The organism is Amycolatopsis umgeniensis (genome assembly GCF_014205155.1).
Lineage (GTDB): Bacteria > Actinomycetota > Actinomycetes > Mycobacteriales > Pseudonocardiaceae > Amycolatopsis > Amycolatopsis umgeniensis.
In genome coordinates, this window is record NZ_JACHMX010000001.1 from 4,909,239 (window position 1) to 4,928,959 (window position 19,721).

The following is a 19,721-nucleotide window of genomic DNA, read 5'->3' on the forward strand; positions in this document are numbered from 1 at the left end:
CTGGGTTTGGGCTGAGCCGGGCTGAAGGGGCCCTTCACCGCATGAGATGCGGTGAAGGGCCCTTCAGCTCCGTCAGGCGGAGGACTCGGGACGGCCGTCGGCCGCCCAAGCGGTGTGGAACGAACCTTCCCTGTCGACCCGGCGGTACGTGTGGGCGCCGAAGTAGTCCCGCTGGCCCTGCACCAGTGCGGCCGGGAGCCGCTCCGCGCGCAGACCGTCGTAGTAGGCCAGCGCGGTCGAGAAGCCCGGGGTCGGGATGCCGAGCCGCACGGCCGTGGAGATCACCGAACGCCAGGAGTCCTGGGCGTCCTCGACGGCCTTGCGGAAGCCGCCGGACGTCAGGAGCGTCGGCAGCCCGGGCTCTTCGGCGTACGCGGCGGTGATGTCGTTCAGGAACTTCGCCCGGATGATGCAGCCGCCGCGCCAGATGGACGCGACCTTGCCGAGGTCGATGTCCCAGCCGTATTCGGCGCCGCCCGCCTGGATCTGGTTGAAGCCCTGGGCGTACGCCACCACCTTCGACGCGTACAGCGCCTGCTCGACGTCGTCCGCGAAGGTGTCCAAAGCGGACCCTGTCAGCGGAGTACGCGAAGGGCCACCGAGACCGCGGGAGGCCTCACGCAGGTTCGACGAACCGGACAGCGACCGCGCGAAGACGGCTTCGGCGATCCCGCTGATCGGCACGCCCAGGTCGAGTCCGATTTGGACGGTCCAGCGGCCGGTGCCCTTCTGCTCCGCCTGGTCCGCCACGATGTCGACGAACGGCTTGCCGGAGGCGGCGTCGGTGTGGGCCAGCACCTGCTGGGTGATCTCGATCAGGTACGAGTCCAACCGTCCGGAATTCCAGGTCTGGAAGACCTCGGCGATCTCGGCGGGGGAGTAACCGCCCGCGCCGCGCAGCAGATCGAACGATTCGGCGATCAGCTGCATGTCGGCGTACTCGATGCCGTTGTGCACCATCTTGACGAAGTGCCCGGCGCCGTCCGCGCCCACGTGCGTGCAGCACGGTTCGCCGTCGACCTTCGCCGAGATGTCCTCGAACAGCGGCCCGAGCGACTGGTACGACTCCTTGGACCCGCCCGGCATGATGCTCGGCCCGTGCAGCGCGCCCTCCTCGCCACCGGAAACGCCAGTGCCGACGAAGTGGATGCCCTTCTCGCGCAGCGCGGCCTCGCGGCGCCGGGTGTCCGCGAAGTGCGCGTTGCCCGCGTCGACGATCACGTCGCCCTTCTCGAGGAGGGGGACGAACTCGTCGATCACGGCGTCCGTCGGCGCACCGGCCTTGACCATGATCACGACCTGGCGCGGCCGCTCCAGCGCGTCGACGAACGCCTGCGCCGAATACGCCGGGATGAAGTCGCCTTCGTCGCCGAACTGCTCGACCAGTTCCTTCGTCCGCTTCTCGGAGCGGTTGTGCAGGGCCACCGTGTGCCCGTGCCTCGCCAGGTTCCTGGCCAGGTTGCGGCCCATGACCGCCAGGCCCGTGACCCCGATGCTCGCCTTCTTGCTCATCCGCACCCTTCCGCTTCGATTCCCGTGCCGAGCCTATCCCCGTTGAGGGATACGGCGACGGGGCGAGAAGGGATCAAACGCGAGTTGTCCACAAGTGGGCCGACCTGTGGACAACTCGGCTTCGGGCCCGGCGCCGGCGGGTGGCGGCGGTACGCTGGGTTCGGGGCCGTCCCCCAGGGCCGGGTGGGGGGCTGGGGTTCGGGCGTGGGGGATTTTCGGGGTGTTGCGAAAGCCACTTTCGCAGCCTTCAACGTTGCGAAAGTGGCTTTCGCAACATCGCTTCTGTCGCCCGCGCGAGGAGCGCCCATGAGTCGGCCCGGGGTGTCGCGAAAGCCACTTTCGGGACGTCAGATGTCCCGAAAGTGGCTTTCGCGACACCCGGCCCGGGCGGCCCAGGGGTCCCAAGGCGTCCCGGCGGGCGGAGGGGGCGAAAGCGCGGTCGCGTCAGGAGAAGCAGCGGATCGGGGCGCCGTTGTAGGTGACCATGTCCACGATGGCCGCCCCGAGGTCGATCGGCGCGCCCCACTCGAGGCCGTCCAGTTCGGCGTACGCCCGGTGCAGGTTCGCGGGCAGCCGTTCCTGTTCGGACAGTGCGTCGTAGAGCCCGAGATCGGCTTCCCGGGCGGCCTGGAGCGGCGTCAGGCCCGCGGCCTTCCCCCGTGCGGCGAGTTTCTGCAGAAAACCCAGGTAACCGTCGACGACGTCGATCGACTCGGGCCCGCACACCGGGCCGTGGCCCGGCACGATCGTCTCCGGTTCCAGTTCGCGCACCAGGTCCAGGGCCTTCCGCCAGCCCGCGGGCGAGCCCATCAGCGCGAACGGGCTGCCGCCGTTGAAGATCAGGTCGCCGACGAACAGCACCCGCCGCTCCGGCAGCCAGACCAGCACGTCGTTGGTGGTGTGCGCGGCGTGTCCAGGATGGATCAACTCCAGCCGGACGTCGCCGGCGTGCACGGTCAGCCGGTCGTCGAACAAGACCTCCGGCGGCCGCAACTCCAGATGACCCCAGTCGCTTCCGGTGAACGAGTTCTCGTAGGTGTTGATCCCGGTGGCGACCATCACCTCACGGGTCTTGCGGTGCCCGATGATCGTCGCGCCGGTCGCCAGGTAATTGCCGTTCGTGTGGTCGCCGTGGTGATGCGTGTTGACCACAGTGGTCACCGGAGCCCCGCCCGTCGACGTCGCCGTCTCCAGCAGGGCGCGCGTGCGGCGTTCGGTCGAGCACGTGTCGATCACCAAGGTGTGATCGCCCGCGGCGACGAACCCGCAGTTGTTGATCCACCACGAGCCGTCGGGCTGCACGTACCCGAAGACACCATCGGAGATCCGCTGGGCGAAGGGGGATTGGTCCACTCGGTCACTATGCCCGACGAACGTGCCCGAAATGTGACGAGATCGTTCCGCCACCAGGGTGACGTACCAGGTGACTGGTGTTTTCGGCCGTTTCCTGGAACGCTGCGCAATGTCATCATCGAACCCCGCAAGGTGAAGTACCCTGGGTGGGTTCGAAGTATTCGCGCGCAGGACGGCGGGAAGCCGCGGTCCTGGCTATGTGGTCCGGGAGAGCAAGGCTGATGGCCAGCACCGTCACCTCGCGCCGGAAGCAGCTCGGGAACGAGCTCCGGCATGCCCGCAACGCCGCGCGGATGACACAGCAGCAGGTCGCCGAAGTTCTCGGCTGCACCCAGGGCAAGGTCAACAAGATCGAGTCCGGTGCCGTCGGGGTCAAGCTCGGGGATGTGCGATCGATGCTGAACGCGTTCGGGATCAACGGCGACGAGGCCGACACGCTGATGAACCTGGCCCGTGCCGCGGCCGGGCAGCGCGGCCACTGGTCCGGTTACCGATCCGTGGTGCCGCATTGGTTCCGCACCTTCACCGACCTCGAACCCGCGGCCGCGGAGATCCTCACCTGGCACGGCGAGCGCATCCCCGGCCCGTTGCAGTCCGAGCACTACATGCTCAAGCAGTTCACCGAGGCGGGCGCCACCGACGTCACCTCGTTGGTGCGTAACCGGCTGGACCGCAAAGCCGTCTTCGAGCAACAGCAACCGCCCTACTACCGGTTCATCATCAGCGAAGGCGCCCTGCGCCGCGCTCCCGGCGGTTCGGCCCCGGCGGTGATGCTGGACCAGGTGGAGCATCTGCTGGCACTGGACAAGCATCCGCGCGTGTACGTGCACGTGTTGCCGTTCGGTGCGCGGCTCGCCGCGGTGCCCAACGACTTCACCATCATGCGTTTTCCCGACCGCACCAGGGATTTCGTCTACATCGAGCATTCCGCGGGCGGGTTGTACCTCGACGACGTCAAGGACTTCAACATTTTCGTCGATTCTTGGGACCGTCTGCGCGGCGCGGCACTGGAACGCCAGGAGACCCGGCAATTCCTCAAGGAACTCGCCGAGCTGTACCGCAATCAGATGCAATCCTGAGGAACGACGGCCTCCCTTCGGTAGGGTCATGGACGTGGACCCGCAGTTCTTTCCCGAGGGCGTAGATCTCGAGCGGCCCAATGCCGCGCGGATCTACGACTGGGCGCTCGGCGGAACCGCGAACTGGGCGGTGGACAGGGAATTCGGCGAGCAACTGGTCAAGGCCTTCCCGCTCATCCGTGCCCTCGCCAGGGCCAACAGGGCCTTCCTCGGCCGCGCGGTGCGGCACTGCGCCGAACACGGCGTCACCCAGTTCCTCGACCTGGGCTCCGGCGTGCCGACGGTCGGCAACGTCCATGAGATCGCCGGAGAGATCGACGCCGAAAGCCGGTGCGTGTACGTCGACAACGAGCCGGTCGCCGTCGCGCACGCCAGGATCCTGCTGGAGAAGAGCGGCGACCCCGCCAGGCACGCGGTGATCGGCGCAGACCTGCGCGACGCGGACGACGTCTGGGAGCGCGCCTTCGACACAGGCGTCCTCGACCCGGCGAAACCGGTCGCCCTGCTCACCGTCGCGGTCCTGCATTTCGTGCCGAACCCCGGGCTGGCCCCCGCCATCGCGCGGTACCGACGGCTGCTGCCCGCCGGTTCGTTCTACGTTCTCTCCCACGTCACGATGTCCGGAGTGGAAGGTTCCGAGCTGGAACAGATCCAGCGCGTCGTGAAGCAGTACGAACAGTCGAGCACGCCGGCGTCCTTCCGCGACAAGGAGGAGATCCTCGGCTTCTTCGGGGAATTCGACCTCGTGGCACCGGGTCTGGTCCCGGTCGGCGCATGGCGGCTGGACGACCCCCGCTCGCCTACGCTTAACTGCGCCATCGGCGGGGTCGCCCGCAAACCCGGTTTCTGACGAGGTGTGACGGTATGACGACGCAGCAGGACCCCAGAGACCCTGAAGCCCCCGAAGGTGTCGATCTCGAACGGCCCAACGTGGCCAGGGTGTACGACTGGTTCCTCGGCGGTTCGGCCAACTGGGCCATCGACCGCGAGTTCGGCGCGCAGGTGCTGAAGCAGTTCCCCGAGGTCAAGACGTTCGCCAGGGTCGGACGCGATTTCCTCGGCCGCGGCGTGGGATACCTGGCGCACCAGGGGATCACCCAGTTCCTCGACATCGGCTCCGGCGTGCCCACCGTCGGCAACGTCCACCAGATCGCGAGCGCGATCAACCCGGACTCCCGCGTCGTCTACATCGACATCGAACCGGTCGCCGTCGCGCATTCCCAGCTGCTCCTGGAACGCGAGGGCCTGCTCGGACGGCACGCTGTCCTGCAGGGCGACGTACGGGATCCCGCCGACATCTGGAAGCGCGCCCTCGAGACAGGGGTGCTGGACCCCCGGCAGCCGATCGGGCTGGTCCTGGTGGGCCTGCTGTACTTCCTCGGCCCGGACGAACCCGTCCACGAAATGGTCCAGCGCTACCTCGACCTGCTGCCGTCGGGTTCGTACTTCCTGTCCTCGCATCTGACCGAAGACGGTGTCACCCGCAAGGAGGGCGACAACCGGGAGAACGTCCAGGAGCTGTACAAGAAGACGAGCGCACCGTTCCACCTGCGCTCCCGCGCGGAGTTCGCGTCGTTCTTCGACGGACTGGAGATGGTGGAGCCGGGTATCGACTGGATGGCCGCCTGGCATCTGGACGAGGCGGCCTCCCGCGCGAGCGACAGGTTCGCCGACGACCCGACCTTCACCGGCGGACTCGGCGGCTTGGGCCGCAAGCCCTGAGCCCCGGAGATCAGGCCCGGCCGGTCAGATGCCCGATCAAGGGTGTCAGCTCGAAGTGACCTTCGAGCGGCCTGCCGGTCCTGATCGGATCCCGGTGCGCACCGCGCCCGCCGGGGAAATCGACTTCGGAGTTCCACGGCGGCTGTTTGCGCAGCGGTGCCTGGATGAGGCTGAACCCGAACCGCTGACGCAGTTCGAGACCGATGTTGCGGTGCTTCGCCGATGCCAGGCGTTCGTCCTCACGGCGGAACAACAACGTGGTGAGGCGGACGGCCATGGCGGTCACACCCCCCGGCTCGGCCGCGGCAACCGCGTTTGATCGGCCGAACCGGCCAGGCCGAGACAACGCTCACAAGGCATCCCCGAACCGACGGGGATCCATTCCAGATGGTCGTAAGGCATCGCCGCGCCGCAACGGGCGTGCAGGAATTCGGGGTGCGAACCCCCGGAGTGCAGGTCGAACAGATGCGCGGAGCGACGGCTTTCGCCCGCCGTCCCGGCCATGAGCCTGCCGACGGCGAGTACCGTCGCCGGCATGGTGTCTTGAATGATCACGCTGATCCTCCCCCACGAGGTCGGCGGTGGGTGGTCATGCGCCGCGGGGTGTGGTGCCCCAGCCGGTCACCTGCCGTCGGTGTCCTGCTGGAACGGCGAAACTCCCTGCTGAACGCCACCCGGTGACATCTGTCGCCGAGGTCTTTGCATACTGCGAGCGATTCACCAACAACCGAGCCCCGGCCGCTGCGATTAATCCTACTCCTGGAATAATCTTCATGTCGAGGGTGGGCAGAGTTGATCACCCACTTGGCCGTGCGGGATAGTCCCGTTGAGGCAGGGAGAAGCCGGGGCCGTGACGGTTCGCGCAGGTCGCGACCCGCACCCCCGACCGACGTTCGGAGGTACGACCAATGGCCGATTATCCATCGGCGGCGGATTACGATCCGACCACGGCCGTGTCGCTGTTCGACGACGCAGCTTGGGAGAAGTCCTTCGCGAGCGAACCCAACGGAGGGAACTGTGTCGAGGTCAACCTGGGCAAAGAAGGCCTGGTAGGGGTGCGTGACACCAAACTGGCCGAGAGTCCCGTCTTCGTCTTCGATTCCGGTGAGTGGAACGCCTTCCTCAAGGCGGTCAAGGCCGGACAGTTCGATTTGAGCCCATGACGAAGGGCTCGCGTGCCCAACAGGAACACGCGAGCCATCCGATCTTCGGTCACTTCGAGTCACACCGTCGCCGGGAGACCGTTCCCCCGCAGCCTGAGTTTGGTGCGCCGCCAGGCGACGGTGACCAAGACGGCGAGCACGATCAGCGGGATCAGGCTGATCGACCAGCTCACCGCCATCGGCGGCCCCGGCTGTTCGAGCACCGTCAGATCGCGGAGTTCCCCCGCGCCCTTGCCCGCGGGCCCGTCGATCTCGAACCGGAACGTCCACGAGCCCTCGGTCTGCAGGGCACGGATGTCCAGCCCCCACACCTCCAGCTTCCGCGGATGCTTCGCCAGCGGCTGCGGGCGGCCCAGCCGCCCGGTCTCCGGGTTGAGGAACGCGAGCGTTCCCGACTTCCCCGCGATCCCGTCGTCCGGGATGAACGTGAAGTCCAGCGATTGCATGGCGCGCAACGGCCACGTACTGAACCCGACCGTCATCCCGTACGGTCCGATTTGCACCCGTTCGGTATGGACGATGTTCACCGGTTCGTAGGCGTTCGCCGCGGGAGTGGTCGCGAACAGCAACCCGATCGCCGCCGCCAGTGCCAGCAGTGTCTTACGCATGCGCGTTGTCCCCCTTCGCCGGCGCCAGCAGCCGCAGCATCCCGCCGAACCGCCACCCGGCGAACCCGCCGAGCAGCCCGAACACCGTGCCCGCCGCGGCCGTCGCGAACACGACAGCCCAGTCGACGGAGTCGCCCCCGTAGACGACGGTGTTCTGGATCGGCATGCTCGCGCCGACCAGGAAACCGCCGATCCCGCCCGCCAGCACCGAAACGCGGCCCGCGGTCCAGCCGCGCCGCGAAAGCAGGTAGACCGCTTCGAGGACGGCCGCGATCGGCAGCAGCGCCATCGGCATCATCGCGGGCATGGCGGGCACGCCGTCGATGTAGTCGCGCATCGGCAGCCCGACGGCGCTCGCGTACGCCTCCGCGGCCCACGGCGAGAACCACCAGGTGATCGCCTGGATGACCGCCAGCGCCGCGGCCACCCGGACCGCTCCGCCCGGTCGCCCCCAGAACCCGGCGCCCGCCGAGACCAGCAGTACCGAAAGCAGCGCGATCCCCACGGAGACGACGTCGACCAGGTCGCTGTCGATCTGCTGCAGCCCCAGCACGGTCACCGTGCTGAACGCGATCAGCACGCCGAGCGTGCCGACCACGCCGAGGGTGCCCCAGCGGTGCTCCCGCGCGGCCGCGAACACCATGACCGTGCCGATGATGCTCAACGTGATCGACAGCAGCAGCCCGATGTGCGGCGGCGAGTCGATCACGGCGTCGAAGCCGTACAGACCGTGCCACCACTGGTCCCACAGGCCGTACAGCAGGAACATCGCCGCGCCGGTCCCGGTCACCAGGTAGCCCGCCGGTGCGGCGAAGACCTTGCCGAAGACGTTGATCGCGCGGCCGCCGACGCGGGCGTCGACCTGACGGCCCGCCCGGCGCGCGGCCGTGGTCATCAGCACGACCACGAGGCTCGCGAGCCCGGAGATCGCGCTGCCCGAATACAGGAACAGATGCGGCAACGTGAAGAACGTGTCCGGTCCGACGTCGCCGTGCCACTGGATGTCCCAGGTGAGCCCGACCAGCGAGATCACCGACCCGGCCAGCACCGTGCCCGCCGGGACGGCTCCCGTGCGTTCACTGCGTGCCACCGAGGCGACCCTCGCCCCTCCCGCGGTGAGATCCATACCCCCCGACCTCCCTCTCTTACTTGACCAGCAAAGGAAAAACGTGCTGCGTGGCGCCGGACGGCCCACGCAGTGAAACGGTGATCTCCCATTGCCCCGACATCGGCAGCAGGACGTCGCCGGTGCGGAACCGGCCCGGTGCCTCGGCCATCGCGGGCGAAGGGGCGAGCGCGTGCCCCATCTGCGGCATCACCGGTTCGACGGTGACGACCTCCGGCGCGGCGCCGGTGACGGTCACCGCGAAGACATTGCCGCCCTGGTGCGGATCTTCGACCGACATCTGCACGGTGTACGGGCCCTGTGTCGAGCGCTGGACCTGCTCCCCGCCGCTGCTCGGCCACACCAGCCAGGCCACGATCGCCGCCACGAGCACGGCGACCACCGAGATGAGCAGGGCGGGTTTGCGTCTGTCTACTGTGGACGGCTCGATGGTCATTGCGGTGCCCCTCCCGGTGGGACTTCGATCTGCATGGGCACGGTCAGCACCCGGTAGTCGCGTTCGGCCTGCAGCCAGATCCGGTACTTGCCGGGGGCGGCGAAGGTGTAGGTGAACGGGACGTCGGGGCCGTACGCGGCGACGGTCTCGTCGGGCTTTCCCGGCATGCCCGGCGATTGCGGGATCATCGAGTGCACATGGGCCCAGGTCGGCGCGGCAGCGGCATCCGCGCCGACCCGGCTGCCGTCGGTTATCGGGCCGACGACGATCAGGTGGCCGAGCATGCCCAGCCACGGTTGGAGATCCGCTTCGCCGAACCGCGCGGTGATCGTGGTCGGCGTTCCCGTCTTGACGTCGACGTCGACCGGATTCCCGTCGACGATCCGCGCACCGGCCCCGGCGGGCACGGGTTCGGCGGGGGAGTCCGTCCCGGCCGCGACCGGCAAGGTCGTGCGGACCAGTTGCACGCCACCGCCTCGCCGGGCGAGTTCCGCGGCGACGGCGTACGTCCCGGCCTCGGGCGGCGTGAACTTCACCCGGTAGTCGCCGGGGCCGACGCGCACCGGATGCAGATGCCAGAGCCTGCCCGTCGGCGAGATGACGACGAGGTGGATCAAAGCGTTGTCGTGCACCAGGAGATCGTCCACGGGGCGGCCGGTCGCGCCGTCGGCCACGGCGAGCCGGACGTCGGCGAGGCTGCCCGCTTTGGGGTTCGCGGAGTGCACGGCGAGGTTCACCGGAGGCCGCGAGAAGTCCACAGTGGACATCTGCGCGTTCGCGTACGGATCCTGGATGTTGTCGATCGTCGGGTCCAGCGCCGCGCCCGGCGCGGGCGGAGCCGGTGTCGACGCCGAGAGCATCGCACCGGTGATCGCGACAGCGAGCGCGGCGACCATCCCGCCGGCGGGGATCAGGGCGAGCTGAGGTCGTCGGACGCGCATCGCGACGACGAGGCCGATCACCAGGAACACGCCCGCCGCGACGAAGCCGCCGAAGGTGGCCTTCTCCCACGGCGGGATGACCCTGGCCGGGACGATGAACGGGATCGACGCGGTGTCCGTTCCGTCGTCGAGGCCCAGCTCCCACGGCCCCGGCTGGTCGACCTTCAACAGCGCCGGATGGGCGCCGGGCTTCCCGTCCAGCCGGACCGTGGTTTCGGAAAACGTCGTTCCCGCGGTGGACGCCCGCAGTTTCAGCGTTCCCGGCGCGCTTCCGGCGTGCGTGACGACGTCGACGTGCAGCGGGCCGGGCGCGATGTCCATCCGCCGCAGCACGACCGTGAGGTCGCGGGTGCCGAGCGTCTGCGCGACCTGGACGTCCGCCCCGCTCGACACGCCGTCCGCGTGGGCCGTGCCGCCCAACAGCAAGGACGCCAGCGCGCAGAGCACGAGCACGCGGGCGATGACCGACGGCGCCGTGCGCCGCCCCCTCGGTGAATTCCCCATCCCGGCTGAAGTTAGTGACGGCGGCCGGGGAAAGCGTCACGGCGCGGAGTGAACCTGGGTCCCCCGTAAAGGGGATCGTGGCCCTTACTCCGGCCGGGGGGTGACCCTGGAGGTCAGCCGCCCAGGAAACGGTACGCGCGCGGATGGGCGCGGAACCAGACGTTGAGCCTGCCGATCCGGCGTACGAGCGACGAACGCAACGTCGTCGGCACCAGTCCGCCGAAGCAGCGCACCGCCGCGCGAAACCGGTCGAACCGGCGCTGGTCCCTCTCTGTCCACTGTAGACCGAGACGATCGCGCAGCGCGGGCGGCAAAGTGCCGCGGAGGACGAACATCTGCCCCCGGTACTGCCACCGCTGGAGCCGCACCCAGCGTTTGTCGGGCAGCCATCGCCAGGGGTTCTTCACCGTCCGGATGGTCTCGAACAACGTCGAAATCGTCTCGTTCGGGCCGAAACCGTCGATCATGTCGGCGTAATACCGCTCGAATTCCGGCCACGTCGGCGGCAGGTCCTGCTCGCGCAGGCCGAGAAGCCGTCCGACGTCGCACATCTGCGCGTAGTACTCCTCCACTTCGGACGCTGTCATCGGGGTGCCGTAAAACCGTTGCGTGTCAACGGGAACCATCACGAGCGTGGCGTGCACCCAGGCGTAGGCGTGCGGGTTCAGCGCGCTGTATCGACGGCCGTCCGCGTCGACCCCGGTGAATTCGCGATGCAGCGCGCGCAACCGTTCCGCCTCGTAGCGCGCGCCCGCCTCGCCGCCGTAGATGTAGATGGACAGTGACGCGGCCGTGCGCATCAACCGCGTCCACGGATCCTCGATGTAGTCGGAATGGTCCCGCACCCCGGCCGCGACCACCGGATGGGCGACCTGCAGCACCAGCACCTGCCCCGCCATCAGCCCGGCCCGGAAGTCGCCGAAGTACCTCCACGCCGCCGTCCCCTTGACGATCGGCGGACCGTTCATGACGCGCCGCGGACGAGCATCATCAACGACTCCGCCACTCCGACGCCGTCGTCACCCGTGGCGAGCCTGCGCAATTGCAGCCCGGCGATCAGTGCCACCACCGGACCGGTCAGTCGTTCCGGTGACGGGACGCCCAGCGTTCGCAAGATCACCAGCGCGAGTTCGTCGTAGGCGGCGAAACACCGCGCCGCCGCGTCCTGGAGTTCGGGGTCGCGCGCGGCCTGCAGGTACAGCTCGTGCGCACCGAGTTCGTCGGTGCCGAACGGGAGCTGCTTGATGACCTGCTCGACCACGGACGCGGCCTGCTCGAGGCTCAACCCCTGCTCACGGTAGGCGTCGACGAACCCTGTCAGCTTCGTGGTCTCTTCCTCGACGAACAGCAGCATCGCCTCGCGCAGCAACGCCGTCTGGCTGGGGAAGTGATAGGTCAGGGTGCCGAGGGAGACCTCGGCCTGCCGCGCGATCCGGCGGTTGGTCAGCCCGCCGACACCCTGTTCCCCGACGACCTCGAGCGCGGCGTGAAGGATGGTCTCGCGGGTGTTCACCAAGCGGTCTCGGGTTTGCGGTCCTGCCACCGTTCGACCTCTTCCAGTTGCGCGGCCAGCGAGATCAGCCGTTCCTCCGCGTGCGAGGGGCCGAGCAGTTGCCCACCGAGCGGCAGGCCCGCCGGGCTCAGCCCCGCCGGGACGTTGACCCCCGGCCAGCCCAGCACGTTCCACGGCCAAGCGTAAGGGCACGCGGCGATCATGGCCTGGTCGGTCTGCCAGCCGGTGAGCTTGTCGAAGGTGCCGATCCGCGGCGGCGGCGTCGCGGTGGTCGGGGTCAGGAGGACGTCCACCCGGCCGAACACCGAGCCGATCTGCCGCTGCAGCAACGGTTCCGTGGCCCTGGCGAGCCTCAGCGCCGGGCCGGCGAGCGCCGAGCCCTGCCGTGCGTTGGCGCGGGTGCGCGGGTCGAGCCGCGCCTGATCCGGGACGCGACGGGACCAGTCACGCACGCCGACGAGTGATCGCGGCAGGAAGGTGAGGCCGATCAGCCGGTAGTCGGGTTCGACCTCGACGATCTCGTGGCCGAGTTCGGCGAACCGCTCCGCGAGCCGGACGACGGCCGTGTGCGCGTGCGGGTCGAGCCGGGTTTTCGTCGCGGTGAAAGGGATCCGCGTGGACAGTCCGATGCGGAGCCTGCCCGGTTCACGGCGGGCGGCGGCCTGGAACGCGGTCCCGGTCCCGGCCGCGACGTCGAGCAGCAGGGCCGCGTCGGCGACGGTGCGCGCGAGCGGGCCGACGACGGTCAGGCCGTGGAACAGTTCGCGTTCGGTCGGGACGCGGCCGCGCTGCGGTTTGATCCCGACCAGATCGGTCCACGCGGCCGGGATCCGGATCGACCCCGCCCCGTCGGAACCCAGCGCGGCGGCGATCACCCCCGACGCGATGGCCGCCGCCGCGCCGCCCGAGGAGCCGCCCGGCGTGCGTTCGGTGTCCCACGGGTTGCGGGTCGCGCCGAACGCGGGGCCTTCGGTGAACGGCCACTGGCCGAGCTCCGGAGTGTTGGTCTTGCCGATGAGCACCGCGCCCGCCTGGCGAAGCGCGGCGACGGGCGGGGAGTCCGTGGTCGCGACGGAGAAGTCGCCTTCGCAGCCGAACGCCGTCGGCAGCCCGGTCACGTCGAGGTCGTCCTTGATCGCGGTGGGCACGCCGAGCAGGGGAGCGGTCTCGCCGGCGGCCAGCCGGCGGTCGGCGTCCTCAGCCTCGCGAAGGGCTTCTTCGGCGCGAAGGCATTTGAAGGCGTTGAGAGTCGGCTGGCTGGCTTCGGCCTTTTCGAGCGCCAGGCGCGTGAGCTCGACTGACGTCGTGGCCCCGCTGGCGAGCATCGAGGCCTGTTCGGCCAGTCCGGTGAACGCGAGGTCCGGTTTCGAGGTGGTCATGGCTCCCCCTGGGTATCTCGTTCGTTCAAACGAACGATACCACTGAGTAGCCTCGGTGTGGTTACGTGACCTGCATGAACCTCGATCGCTTCCCTCGCGTCGACCTCGGCGGCTACCCGACGCCGCTGCATCCGGCCCCCAGGTTGGGCGAGGCCCTCGGCATCCCGAACCTGCTGCTCAAACGGGACGACGTGCATCCGCTCGGCGTGGGCGGCAACAAGCTGCGCAAACTCGAGTTCCTGCTCGGCGCGGCGATCGAGGCGGACGTCGACACGGTGATCACCTTCGGCGCGCTCCAGACGAACCACGGCCGCCAGACCGCCGCGGCCTGCGCGAAGCTGGGGCTGCGATGCGAACTCGTGCTCACGGCGAAGGTTCCTCGCGACGGCGACGCGTACGAACGGTCCGGCAACGTCTCCCTCGACCATCTCTTCGGCGCGAACGTGCACGTCTGCCGCGACGGCGAGGAGACCGGCAAGACCTACGACCGGCTGATCACCGAGGCCGCGGCCGAGGGGCGCAAGGTGGCCACGTTCCCGGTCGGCGGCTCCGACGGGGTCGGGGCGCTCGGCTACGTGGCGGCCGCGCGGGAGATCGCGGGCCAGCTCGCCGAGCTCGGCGTCACCCGGGCGCGGCTGGTCGCCCCGCACGCCAGCGGCGGCACGTCCGCCGGGCTCATCGTCGGAACGGCGGATCTCGACTGGCTGACGCTCGACATCGCCTGCGTCAGCCATCCGGTGGACGAGGCCCTGGACAACCTGGCCGATCTCACCATCGCGGCCTCCGTGCTGCTGGGAGGGGAGCCGCCGTCACTCGACGGTCTGCGCATCGACGACCGCACGATCGGCCCCGGCTACGGGATCCCGACCGACGGGACGTGGGAGGCGGTGCGGCTTTTCGGTCGTACGGAAGGGATCGCGCTCGATCCCGTGTACACCGGCAAGGTGGGCGCCGCGCTGATCCAGTGGGCCGCGGAAGGCCATTTCGCGGCCGGCGAGCACGTGGTCTTCCTGCACACGGGCGGTCTGCCCGGCCTCTACGGTTACGCCCCCGAATTCACCGGCGCGGTGAGCCGCTGACGCGACCTTCAGCATCCCGGCGATCAGGATCACGTGCGCCACCAAGGAAAGCCGCTGCGCGACACCGACCGGCACGATGTCGGTCAGCGTCAGGAAGAACGGGATGTCGGACAGGCGCACGAAGATGAAGCTGAGCCCGAAGACGATCAGCCCCGCCGCGCTGCCCCAGGCCAGGCGGCCGACCTGCCTGGCCGCGGGGGTGCCGCGCAGGTTGTCGCGCAGGGTGAACCCGGCGGCGGGCAGGCTGAGGAACGCGATGAGGCACGCGTAAAGGTGGATTTCGCCGCTGACCGGGTCCGGGTATTCGGGGTAGCTCGCCGGGAAGACCGCGGCCGCCGCCAGCCCCAGTGACCACAGCACGAACAGCAGTTTCGTGGTGCGGCTGAGCGGGATCCCGGCCGCGGCCAGCGCGCCGAGCGCGGTGAGCGAGCCGATGGACAGGGAGAGCACGCTGGCCCCGAGCATGCCCGTGCCGCGGTCGACGTAGGCGTAGCTGGACAACGTGTCGAACACCGGATCGCGTGAGCTGATCAGATGCAGGACCACCATGGTGAACAACGCCCAGCCGATGGCCGCACCCGACGCGATCAGCCAAGGCTTGGCCCGCGATCTCTCCCCAGGGAACGTCATGCGTTCAGCCTGCTCGCGCGGGCGCGGCTTTCCGATCCGGGAAGCCCCCGGTTTTACCCTGGGGCTACCCCTAACTCGACCACTACCAGTAGCTGGTCATCGTGCCTTTTCGCGCGGGGCCAGCGCTCGCCGTCCGGGTCCTGTTTCTCCGCCGTGCGCACCGCGTCGAGGACCGCGTCCGGGCCACGCTTCCGGCTGATGGCGAGCGCCTCGGGCCAGTCGAACAGGTGGTACTCGTCGACACCGATCGCGACACCGTCCGTCGCCAGCAGGAGAGCTTCGACCTCCGAGCGCGGCCAACTGCGGCGCACGGCCTCAGCGGCCGCCTTCGGTTCCGCCTCGGCGACCCAGAAGCCGTCCGGCGCGTTGCGTTTCGCGCGGACGTCGGCCCCCGTGCGGAGCTGTCCGCTGTCGCGCAGCGAGACCAGCCTGTCGTCGGTGAGCGGGTCCGCGCCCGAGGGCCCGAAGGCGATGATGGGACTGTCGGCGAGCACCAGGGCGTCGACGGTGTCGTCGGTCCAGCGCGCGATCGCGACCGTGCTCGACGGCGAGCGCCCCGGTTCGAGCCCTTCACGCCGCGCGACGTCGGCGATCGACCAGGCCAGCAGTACCGCGAGATCCGCCTGGGGTTCCGCGCTCAGCGCTTGCGACAGGCTGCGCACGAGCAGGCCCGCGTACCAGCCGCCGGGTGGCAGATCCGGCTGCGGCGAGGTCGCCCCGTCGAGCACCACCACGGCGTTGCCGAGTACTGCGACGTGGTCTTCGGTCGGGCGCGGTGCTCCGTCCGCGCCTACTCCGTCCCTTTCGGCCACTGCGATTTCGACCATGACCCCGACCCTAACTGTCAACCGAGGTTGACGCGGACTCCATGTCAACGTAGGTTGACGTCATGACCGAAGCGACAGATCTGGCCGCGCGAGCCGGCGACCGCGACCCCCGGGTGGGGTTGCGCGCCGTCGCCGCCTTGCGCCGGCTGTTGGAACAACTCGAGGCCGTGCAGGTCCGCAGCGCGCGGGTGCACGGCTGGTCCTGGCAGGAGATCGCGGCCGAGCTGGGGGTCAGCAGGCAAGCGGTGCACAAGAAGTACGGGAGGCACTGATGTTCGAACGGTTCACCACCGAACTCCGCGAGGTCGTCATGGGGGCGCAGCGCGTCGCGTCGGACGAGGGGTCCGCGAACGTCGACTCGCTGCATCTGCTGACGTCACTCGCCCGGCACACCGGCGTGCTCACCACGCTGGGCTGCCCGGCGGACGAACTGGCCGACGACCTCCGGCGCGTCCGCCGCCGAGGCGGGATGAGTGACGCCGACGTCGAAGCGCTGAGCGGATTCGGCATCGACGTCGAGCACATCGTCGAGCGGGTCGAGCAGACCCACGGCCCCGGCGCGCTGACCGGGGGGCAGCGCGGCGGGCGCGGCCATCGGCCCTTCATCGCGGAGACGAAGAAGGTGCTGGAGAAGAGCCTTCGCGAAGCCATCGATGTCGGCAGCAAGCGCATCGAGGCCGAACACCTCCTGCTGGCCCTGACTTCCATCCCCGGCGTGGCCGCCGACGTCCTCGCGCAGCGGGGCATTGACTACCTCGCCGTCCGGCGCCTGCTGGAGCAACGCGCGGCCAGCTGATCTCGTGAGCGGTAAGGGCGGTTCTATCGAGGGGTACGGCAAAGGTGGCGTTCCGGTGCCCGATACGTGGGCGGGTTTGCGAACGCAGCGTGCCTCCCCCAGCGGGTCGTTGCCCGCGTGTCGGCTCGGGTGTCGCGAAAGCCACTTTCGGGACGCCTGATGTCCCGAAAGTGGCTTTCGCGACATCGCCACAGGCCGTCCGCGACCAAGACACGTTTGCCGTACCCCTCAATACCGTCCTCACCACTCACGACACTCGAGTCCCCCGGGTGTCGTCCGTTCAATCACGCGTGCCGTCTGCCCGGTCACGTGTGTCGTCCCACCGGTCACGCGAACCGCCCGGCCGTCGCGACCCGACCAGTCACAGTCGGCGTTACGAAGAGCCGATGATCCGCCCACGAACACGCGACATTCGCCTTAGCGCTCACGCCACACGACGTACGGCAGGAAAGCCTGCGTGAGCGGTCCGATGGTGAGGGCGTAGAGGACCGTGCCGACCCCGACGGTGCCGCCGAGCAGCCAGCCCGCGGCGAGGACGGTGATCTCGATGAGGGTCCGGACGAGGCGGATCGATTTGCCCGTCCGGCGTGCGAAGCCCGTCATCAGCCCGTCGCGGGGGCCGGGGCCGAGCCGCGCGCCGACGTAGATCGCGGCGGCGAGGCCGTTGAGCACGACACCGGCGACCAGGTTGAGGATCTGCCAGCCGAGCACGTGCTGGTCGGGCAGGAAGATCCGCACGAGGTCGACGGTGAGCGAGATGACCACGATGTTGGCGACGGTGCCGATGCCGGGCCGTTGCCGCAGGGGGATCCACAGCACGAGCACCAGGACCGAAGCGATCGCGGTGACCGTGCCGAACGAGAGTCCGGTGATCTTCATCAGGCCCTCGTGGAGCACGTCCCACGGGTCGAGCCCGAGCCCCGACCTGGTCAGCATGGCCATGCTGCCGCCGTAGAGGGCGAGCCCGCCGACGAGCTGGATCGAGCGGCGGGTGGTGTCGTGGGAGATGCCGACGGGTCTGAGGTCGAGTTTGAGTGCCACGAGTGCACCATCAGGGGTAAGTGGCTATCTTGACCATGGCCAATCTGGAACAATTGGTCTTATGGAGCCGCTGATCCCACTGACTGGACGCGTTTCGGGCCTGAAATTGGCCACTTTGCTGGGGAGTTGGCATCAGAGTGGTTCTCGACACGGTGCCGTGGATCTCGCGGCGGCCGTCGAGCTGCTGGTCCTCGACGGCAGGCTGCCGCTCGGCACGAAACTCCCGGCCGAGCGGGAGCTCGCCGACGCGCTGGAGGTCAGCCGCACGCTGATCGGCGCCGCGCTGGACAAGCTGCGGGCCGACGGGCTGGTCGCCAGCCGTCGCGGGGCGGGCTCCTGGATCGCGGCACCCGGCGGCCGCGGCCGGGACACGATCCTGCCGTCCGGGGAGGATCTCATCGACCTCGCCCAGGCCTGCCCGCCCGCGATCCCCGGGCTGATCCCCGCCGTGGACGCCGCGCGCAAGGCGCTGGCGGATCATCTCGGCGAGAACGGCTATCACGTACGCGGGCTGCGCGTCCTGCGCGAGCGGATCGCCCGCCGCTACACCGAACGCGGCCTGCCGACCAACGCCGACCAGGTGATGATCACCAACGGCGCGCATCACGCGTTCGTGCAGGTCCTGCGCATGCTGGCCGGTCCGGGCGACCGGGTGCTGGTCGAGCAGCCGACGTATCCGAACGCGCTCGAAGCCATCGGCGCCGCGCACGCCATCCCGGTCCCGGTCCCGCTCGACCCGGCCACCGGCTGGGACATCGTCGGGATCGAGGCCGCGCTGAGGCAATCCGCGCCGAGGCTCGCGTACTTCGTCGCGGACTTCCAGAACCCGACGGGCCTGCGTCTGGACGCCGTCGGCCGGGAGCGGCTCGCGGCCGCGCTGAGCCGCGCGCGGACGCCGGCGATCATCGACGAGACGCTCGTCGAACTGGACCTCGAAGGCGATCCGGCCGACGGGCCGCCGCCGCTGGGCGCTTTCGCGGGTGATCTCGGCATCACGATCGGCTCGGCGTCGAAATCGCATTGGGCCGGCCTGAGGCTCGGCTGGATCCGCGCCTCGGAGGACGTCATCGGCAGGCTGGTCGCGGCCCGGTTCGCCGTCGACCTGGGCTCTCCGGTCTTCGAACAGCTCGTCCTCGCCGAACTGCTGGACGACGGCGGGGCCGCGCTCGCGCACCGTCGAGAGGAGACACTCGCCCTGCGCGACGCGCTGACAGGGGCGCTGAACTGGTACTGCCCGGAGTGGACGTTCACCGTCCCGCCCGGCGGGCTTTCGTTGTGGTGCCGTCTTCCGGAGCCGATGAGCACGCGCCTGGCCGTCGCGGCGGCGGGGCACGGGGTGCAGGTGGCTCCGGGCTCTCGCTTCGGCGTCCACGGTGGACTGGAGCGCTGGCTACGGCTGCCGTACGCGCTCCCGGCGGACAGGCTCTTCGAGGCCGTGCGACGGCTGGGCGCGGCCGCCGCTTCGGTGGCCGCCACTCCCGCCACGGTCGCCCCGATGGCCGTCCAGGTCACCTGACCCCCGCATTTAGTCCTCTGGATGCGGTAGTTGGTAACGCGAACTACCGCATCCAGAGGACTGAACGCGTCCGGAAAACGGAAACAGCCGGTGCGCCGGCGGGGCGGCCGATGCTCCAGGGAGGGCATCGGCGCCGCACGACCGGCGCACCGGCTATCCGGCCCGCCCCGAGACCGGAATCTCGCGGGCGGGCACCGCGGCGGTTACCCGGCACAGCCCCTCGACGTGCCGGGAACCGCCCGCGGTTCAGGTGGTCTTCGAGCTTGGCCGGCTCCTGCTCGGCGCGGTGAGCAGAAGCCCCCGAAGTCCACCCGGTGCTGGTCCCGGCGCCGCAGGGGCAGCGCGGCGCCGGGGCCGGGATCCGAACCGGCCGGGCGCGGTCGGCCGTTCGGGAAGACAAGGGGATACCTGAACGAGGGCAGGCGAAAAGCGACTCAAGCCGGAGATTTCAGAGGACGTCGAAAACCGAAGTTGATCTTGGTTTGGACGTGGTTCT

Annotated in this window: 21 protein-coding genes and 1 pseudogene; 8 read left to right on the forward strand and 14 right to left on the reverse strand. The window is 69.4% G+C overall.

Going from position 1 to position 19,721, the window contains the following annotated elements:
- Nucleotides 1–72: 72 nt before the first annotated feature.
- The gene (gene gndA, locus HDA45_RS23170) at nucleotides 73–1,512 is read right to left on the reverse strand and encodes an NADP-dependent phosphogluconate dehydrogenase (RefSeq protein ID WP_184898605.1); all 1,440 of its coding nucleotides are present in this window, start codon (nucleotides 1,510–1,512) and stop codon (nucleotides 73–75) included.
- Between the two features lie 444 nt (nucleotides 1,513–1,956).
- Nucleotides 1,957–2,865, reverse strand: a complete 909-nt coding sequence (locus HDA45_RS23175) for an MBL fold metallo-hydrolase (RefSeq protein WP_184898607.1) — start codon at nucleotides 2,863–2,865, stop codon at nucleotides 1,957–1,959.
- 221 nt (nucleotides 2,866–3,086) lie between these two features.
- Between HDA45_RS23175 and HDA45_RS23180 the strand changes: the two genes are divergently transcribed.
- The 3 genes from HDA45_RS23180 to HDA45_RS23190 are packed head-to-tail and all read left to right on the forward strand — an operon-like array spanning nucleotide 3,087 to nucleotide 5,666.
- Nucleotides 3,087–3,944 (forward strand): helix-turn-helix domain-containing protein, encoded by an 858-nt coding sequence (locus HDA45_RS23180; RefSeq protein ID WP_005163455.1) that lies wholly within the window; start codon nucleotides 3,087–3,089, stop codon nucleotides 3,942–3,944.
- A 28-nt stretch (nucleotides 3,945–3,972) separates the two neighbouring features.
- Nucleotides 3,973–4,794 carry an SAM-dependent methyltransferase gene (locus HDA45_RS23185; RefSeq protein ID WP_221471221.1) on the forward strand — a complete coding sequence of 274 codons (822 nt, stop codon included), beginning with the start codon at nucleotides 3,973–3,975 and terminating at the stop codon, nucleotides 4,792–4,794.
- 14 nt (nucleotides 4,795–4,808) lie between these two features.
- The gene (locus HDA45_RS23190) at nucleotides 4,809–5,666 is read left to right on the forward strand and encodes an SAM-dependent methyltransferase (protein WP_184898609.1); all 858 of its coding nucleotides are present in this window, start codon (nucleotides 4,809–4,811) and stop codon (nucleotides 5,664–5,666) included.
- A 10-nt stretch (nucleotides 5,667–5,676) separates the two neighbouring features.
- Here HDA45_RS23190 and HDA45_RS23195 read toward each other — a convergent pair whose 3' ends face one another.
- Both HDA45_RS23195 and HDA45_RS23200 read right to left on the reverse strand, forming a co-directional pair.
- Complete coding sequence (locus HDA45_RS23195; RefSeq protein ID WP_184898611.1) at nucleotides 5,677–5,943, reverse strand: hypothetical protein; 267 nt, start codon at nucleotides 5,941–5,943, stop codon at nucleotides 5,677–5,679.
- Between the two features lie 5 nt (nucleotides 5,944–5,948).
- On the reverse strand, nucleotides 5,949–6,221 hold the full coding sequence (locus HDA45_RS23200; protein ID WP_101611959.1) for a hypothetical protein: 273 nt from the start codon (nucleotides 6,219–6,221) through the stop codon (nucleotides 5,949–5,951).
- 353 nt (nucleotides 6,222–6,574) lie between these two features.
- Between HDA45_RS23200 and HDA45_RS23205 the strand changes: the two genes are divergently transcribed.
- Complete coding sequence (locus HDA45_RS23205) at nucleotides 6,575–6,829, forward strand: DUF397 domain-containing protein (RefSeq protein ID WP_184898613.1); 255 nt, start codon at nucleotides 6,575–6,577, stop codon at nucleotides 6,827–6,829.
- Nucleotides 6,830–6,888: 59 nt separating this feature from the next.
- Here HDA45_RS23205 and HDA45_RS23210 read toward each other — a convergent pair whose 3' ends face one another.
- The 7 genes from HDA45_RS23210 to HDA45_RS23240 all read right to left on the reverse strand — a co-directional run bounded on the left by HDA45_RS23210 (nucleotide 6,889) and on the right by HDA45_RS23240 (nucleotide 13,336).
- A complete protein-coding gene (locus HDA45_RS23210; RefSeq protein ID WP_221471222.1) occupies nucleotides 6,889–7,437 on the reverse strand; it encodes a hypothetical protein in 549 nt (182 codons plus the stop codon).
- Nucleotides 7,430–8,563, reverse strand: a complete 1,134-nt coding sequence (locus HDA45_RS23215; RefSeq protein ID WP_184898615.1) for a hypothetical protein — start codon at nucleotides 8,561–8,563, stop codon at nucleotides 7,430–7,432. The genes HDA45_RS23210 and HDA45_RS23215 overlap by 8 nt, the downstream gene beginning before the upstream one ends.
- Before the next feature lie 19 nt (nucleotides 8,564–8,582).
- Nucleotides 8,583–8,999, reverse strand: a complete 417-nt coding sequence (locus HDA45_RS23220) for a FixH family protein (protein WP_184898617.1) — start codon at nucleotides 8,997–8,999, stop codon at nucleotides 8,583–8,585.
- On the reverse strand, nucleotides 8,996–10,444 hold the full coding sequence (locus HDA45_RS23225) for a hypothetical protein (RefSeq protein WP_184898619.1): 1,449 nt from the start codon (nucleotides 10,442–10,444) through the stop codon (nucleotides 8,996–8,998). The genes HDA45_RS23220 and HDA45_RS23225 overlap by 4 nt, the downstream gene beginning before the upstream one ends.
- A gap of 113 nt (nucleotides 10,445–10,557) precedes the next feature.
- Entirely contained in the window at nucleotides 10,558–11,412 is an 855-nt protein-coding gene (locus tag HDA45_RS23230; RefSeq protein ID WP_184898621.1) for an oxygenase MpaB family protein, read from the reverse strand.
- Nucleotides 11,409–11,957, reverse strand: coding sequence for a TetR family transcriptional regulator (locus tag HDA45_RS23235; protein WP_184905944.1), 549 nt, complete (start codon nucleotides 11,955–11,957; stop codon nucleotides 11,409–11,411). The genes HDA45_RS23230 and HDA45_RS23235 overlap by 4 nt, the downstream gene beginning before the upstream one ends.
- A complete protein-coding gene (locus HDA45_RS23240) occupies nucleotides 11,954–13,336 on the reverse strand; it encodes an amidase (RefSeq protein ID WP_184898623.1) in 1,383 nt (460 codons plus the stop codon). Before HDA45_RS23240 ends, HDA45_RS23235 begins: the two co-directional genes overlap by 4 nt.
- Nucleotides 13,337–13,410: 74 nt before the next feature.
- Here HDA45_RS23240 and HDA45_RS23245 point away from each other — a divergent pair, with 74 nt between their 5' ends.
- Nucleotides 13,411–14,415 (forward strand): D-cysteine desulfhydrase family protein, encoded by a 1,005-nt coding sequence (locus tag HDA45_RS23245; RefSeq protein WP_184898625.1) that lies wholly within the window; start codon nucleotides 13,411–13,413, stop codon nucleotides 14,413–14,415.
- Between the two features lie 78 nt (nucleotides 14,416–14,493).
- Here the strand turns inward: HDA45_RS23245 and HDA45_RS23250 are convergent.
- Nucleotides 14,494–15,045, reverse strand: a pseudogene (locus HDA45_RS23250) (DUF998 domain-containing protein); the annotation flags it as partial.
- 53 nt (nucleotides 15,046–15,098) lie between these two features.
- The gene (locus HDA45_RS23255) at nucleotides 15,099–15,872 is read right to left on the reverse strand and encodes a protein phosphatase 2C domain-containing protein (RefSeq protein WP_184898627.1); all 774 of its coding nucleotides are present in this window, start codon (nucleotides 15,870–15,872) and stop codon (nucleotides 15,099–15,101) included.
- Nucleotides 15,873–15,934: 62 nt separating this feature from the next.
- On the opposite strand from HDA45_RS23255, the gene HDA45_RS23260 reads away from it, so the two are divergent.
- Together HDA45_RS23260 and HDA45_RS23265 are read left to right on the forward strand one after the other, a co-directional pair.
- On the forward strand, nucleotides 15,935–16,144 hold the full coding sequence (locus tag HDA45_RS23260) for a sigma factor-like helix-turn-helix DNA-binding protein (protein WP_004559389.1): 210 nt from the start codon (nucleotides 15,935–15,937) through the stop codon (nucleotides 16,142–16,144).
- On the forward strand, nucleotides 16,144–16,668 hold the full coding sequence (locus HDA45_RS23265; protein WP_184898629.1) for a Clp protease N-terminal domain-containing protein: 525 nt from the start codon (nucleotides 16,144–16,146) through the stop codon (nucleotides 16,666–16,668). The genes HDA45_RS23260 and HDA45_RS23265 overlap by 1 nt, the downstream gene beginning before the upstream one ends.
- 417 nt (nucleotides 16,669–17,085) lie before the next feature.
- Here HDA45_RS23265 and yczE read toward each other — a convergent pair whose 3' ends face one another.
- Nucleotides 17,086–17,709, reverse strand: coding sequence for a membrane protein YczE (gene yczE / locus HDA45_RS23270; RefSeq protein WP_184898631.1), 624 nt, complete (start codon nucleotides 17,707–17,709; stop codon nucleotides 17,086–17,088).
- Between the two features lie 61 nt (nucleotides 17,710–17,770).
- On the opposite strand from yczE, the gene yczR reads away from it, so the two are divergent.
- A complete protein-coding gene (gene yczR / locus HDA45_RS23275; protein WP_184898633.1) occupies nucleotides 17,771–19,225 on the forward strand; it encodes a MocR-like transcription factor YczR in 1,455 nt (484 codons plus the stop codon).
- Nucleotides 19,226–19,721 lie beyond the last annotated feature (496 nt).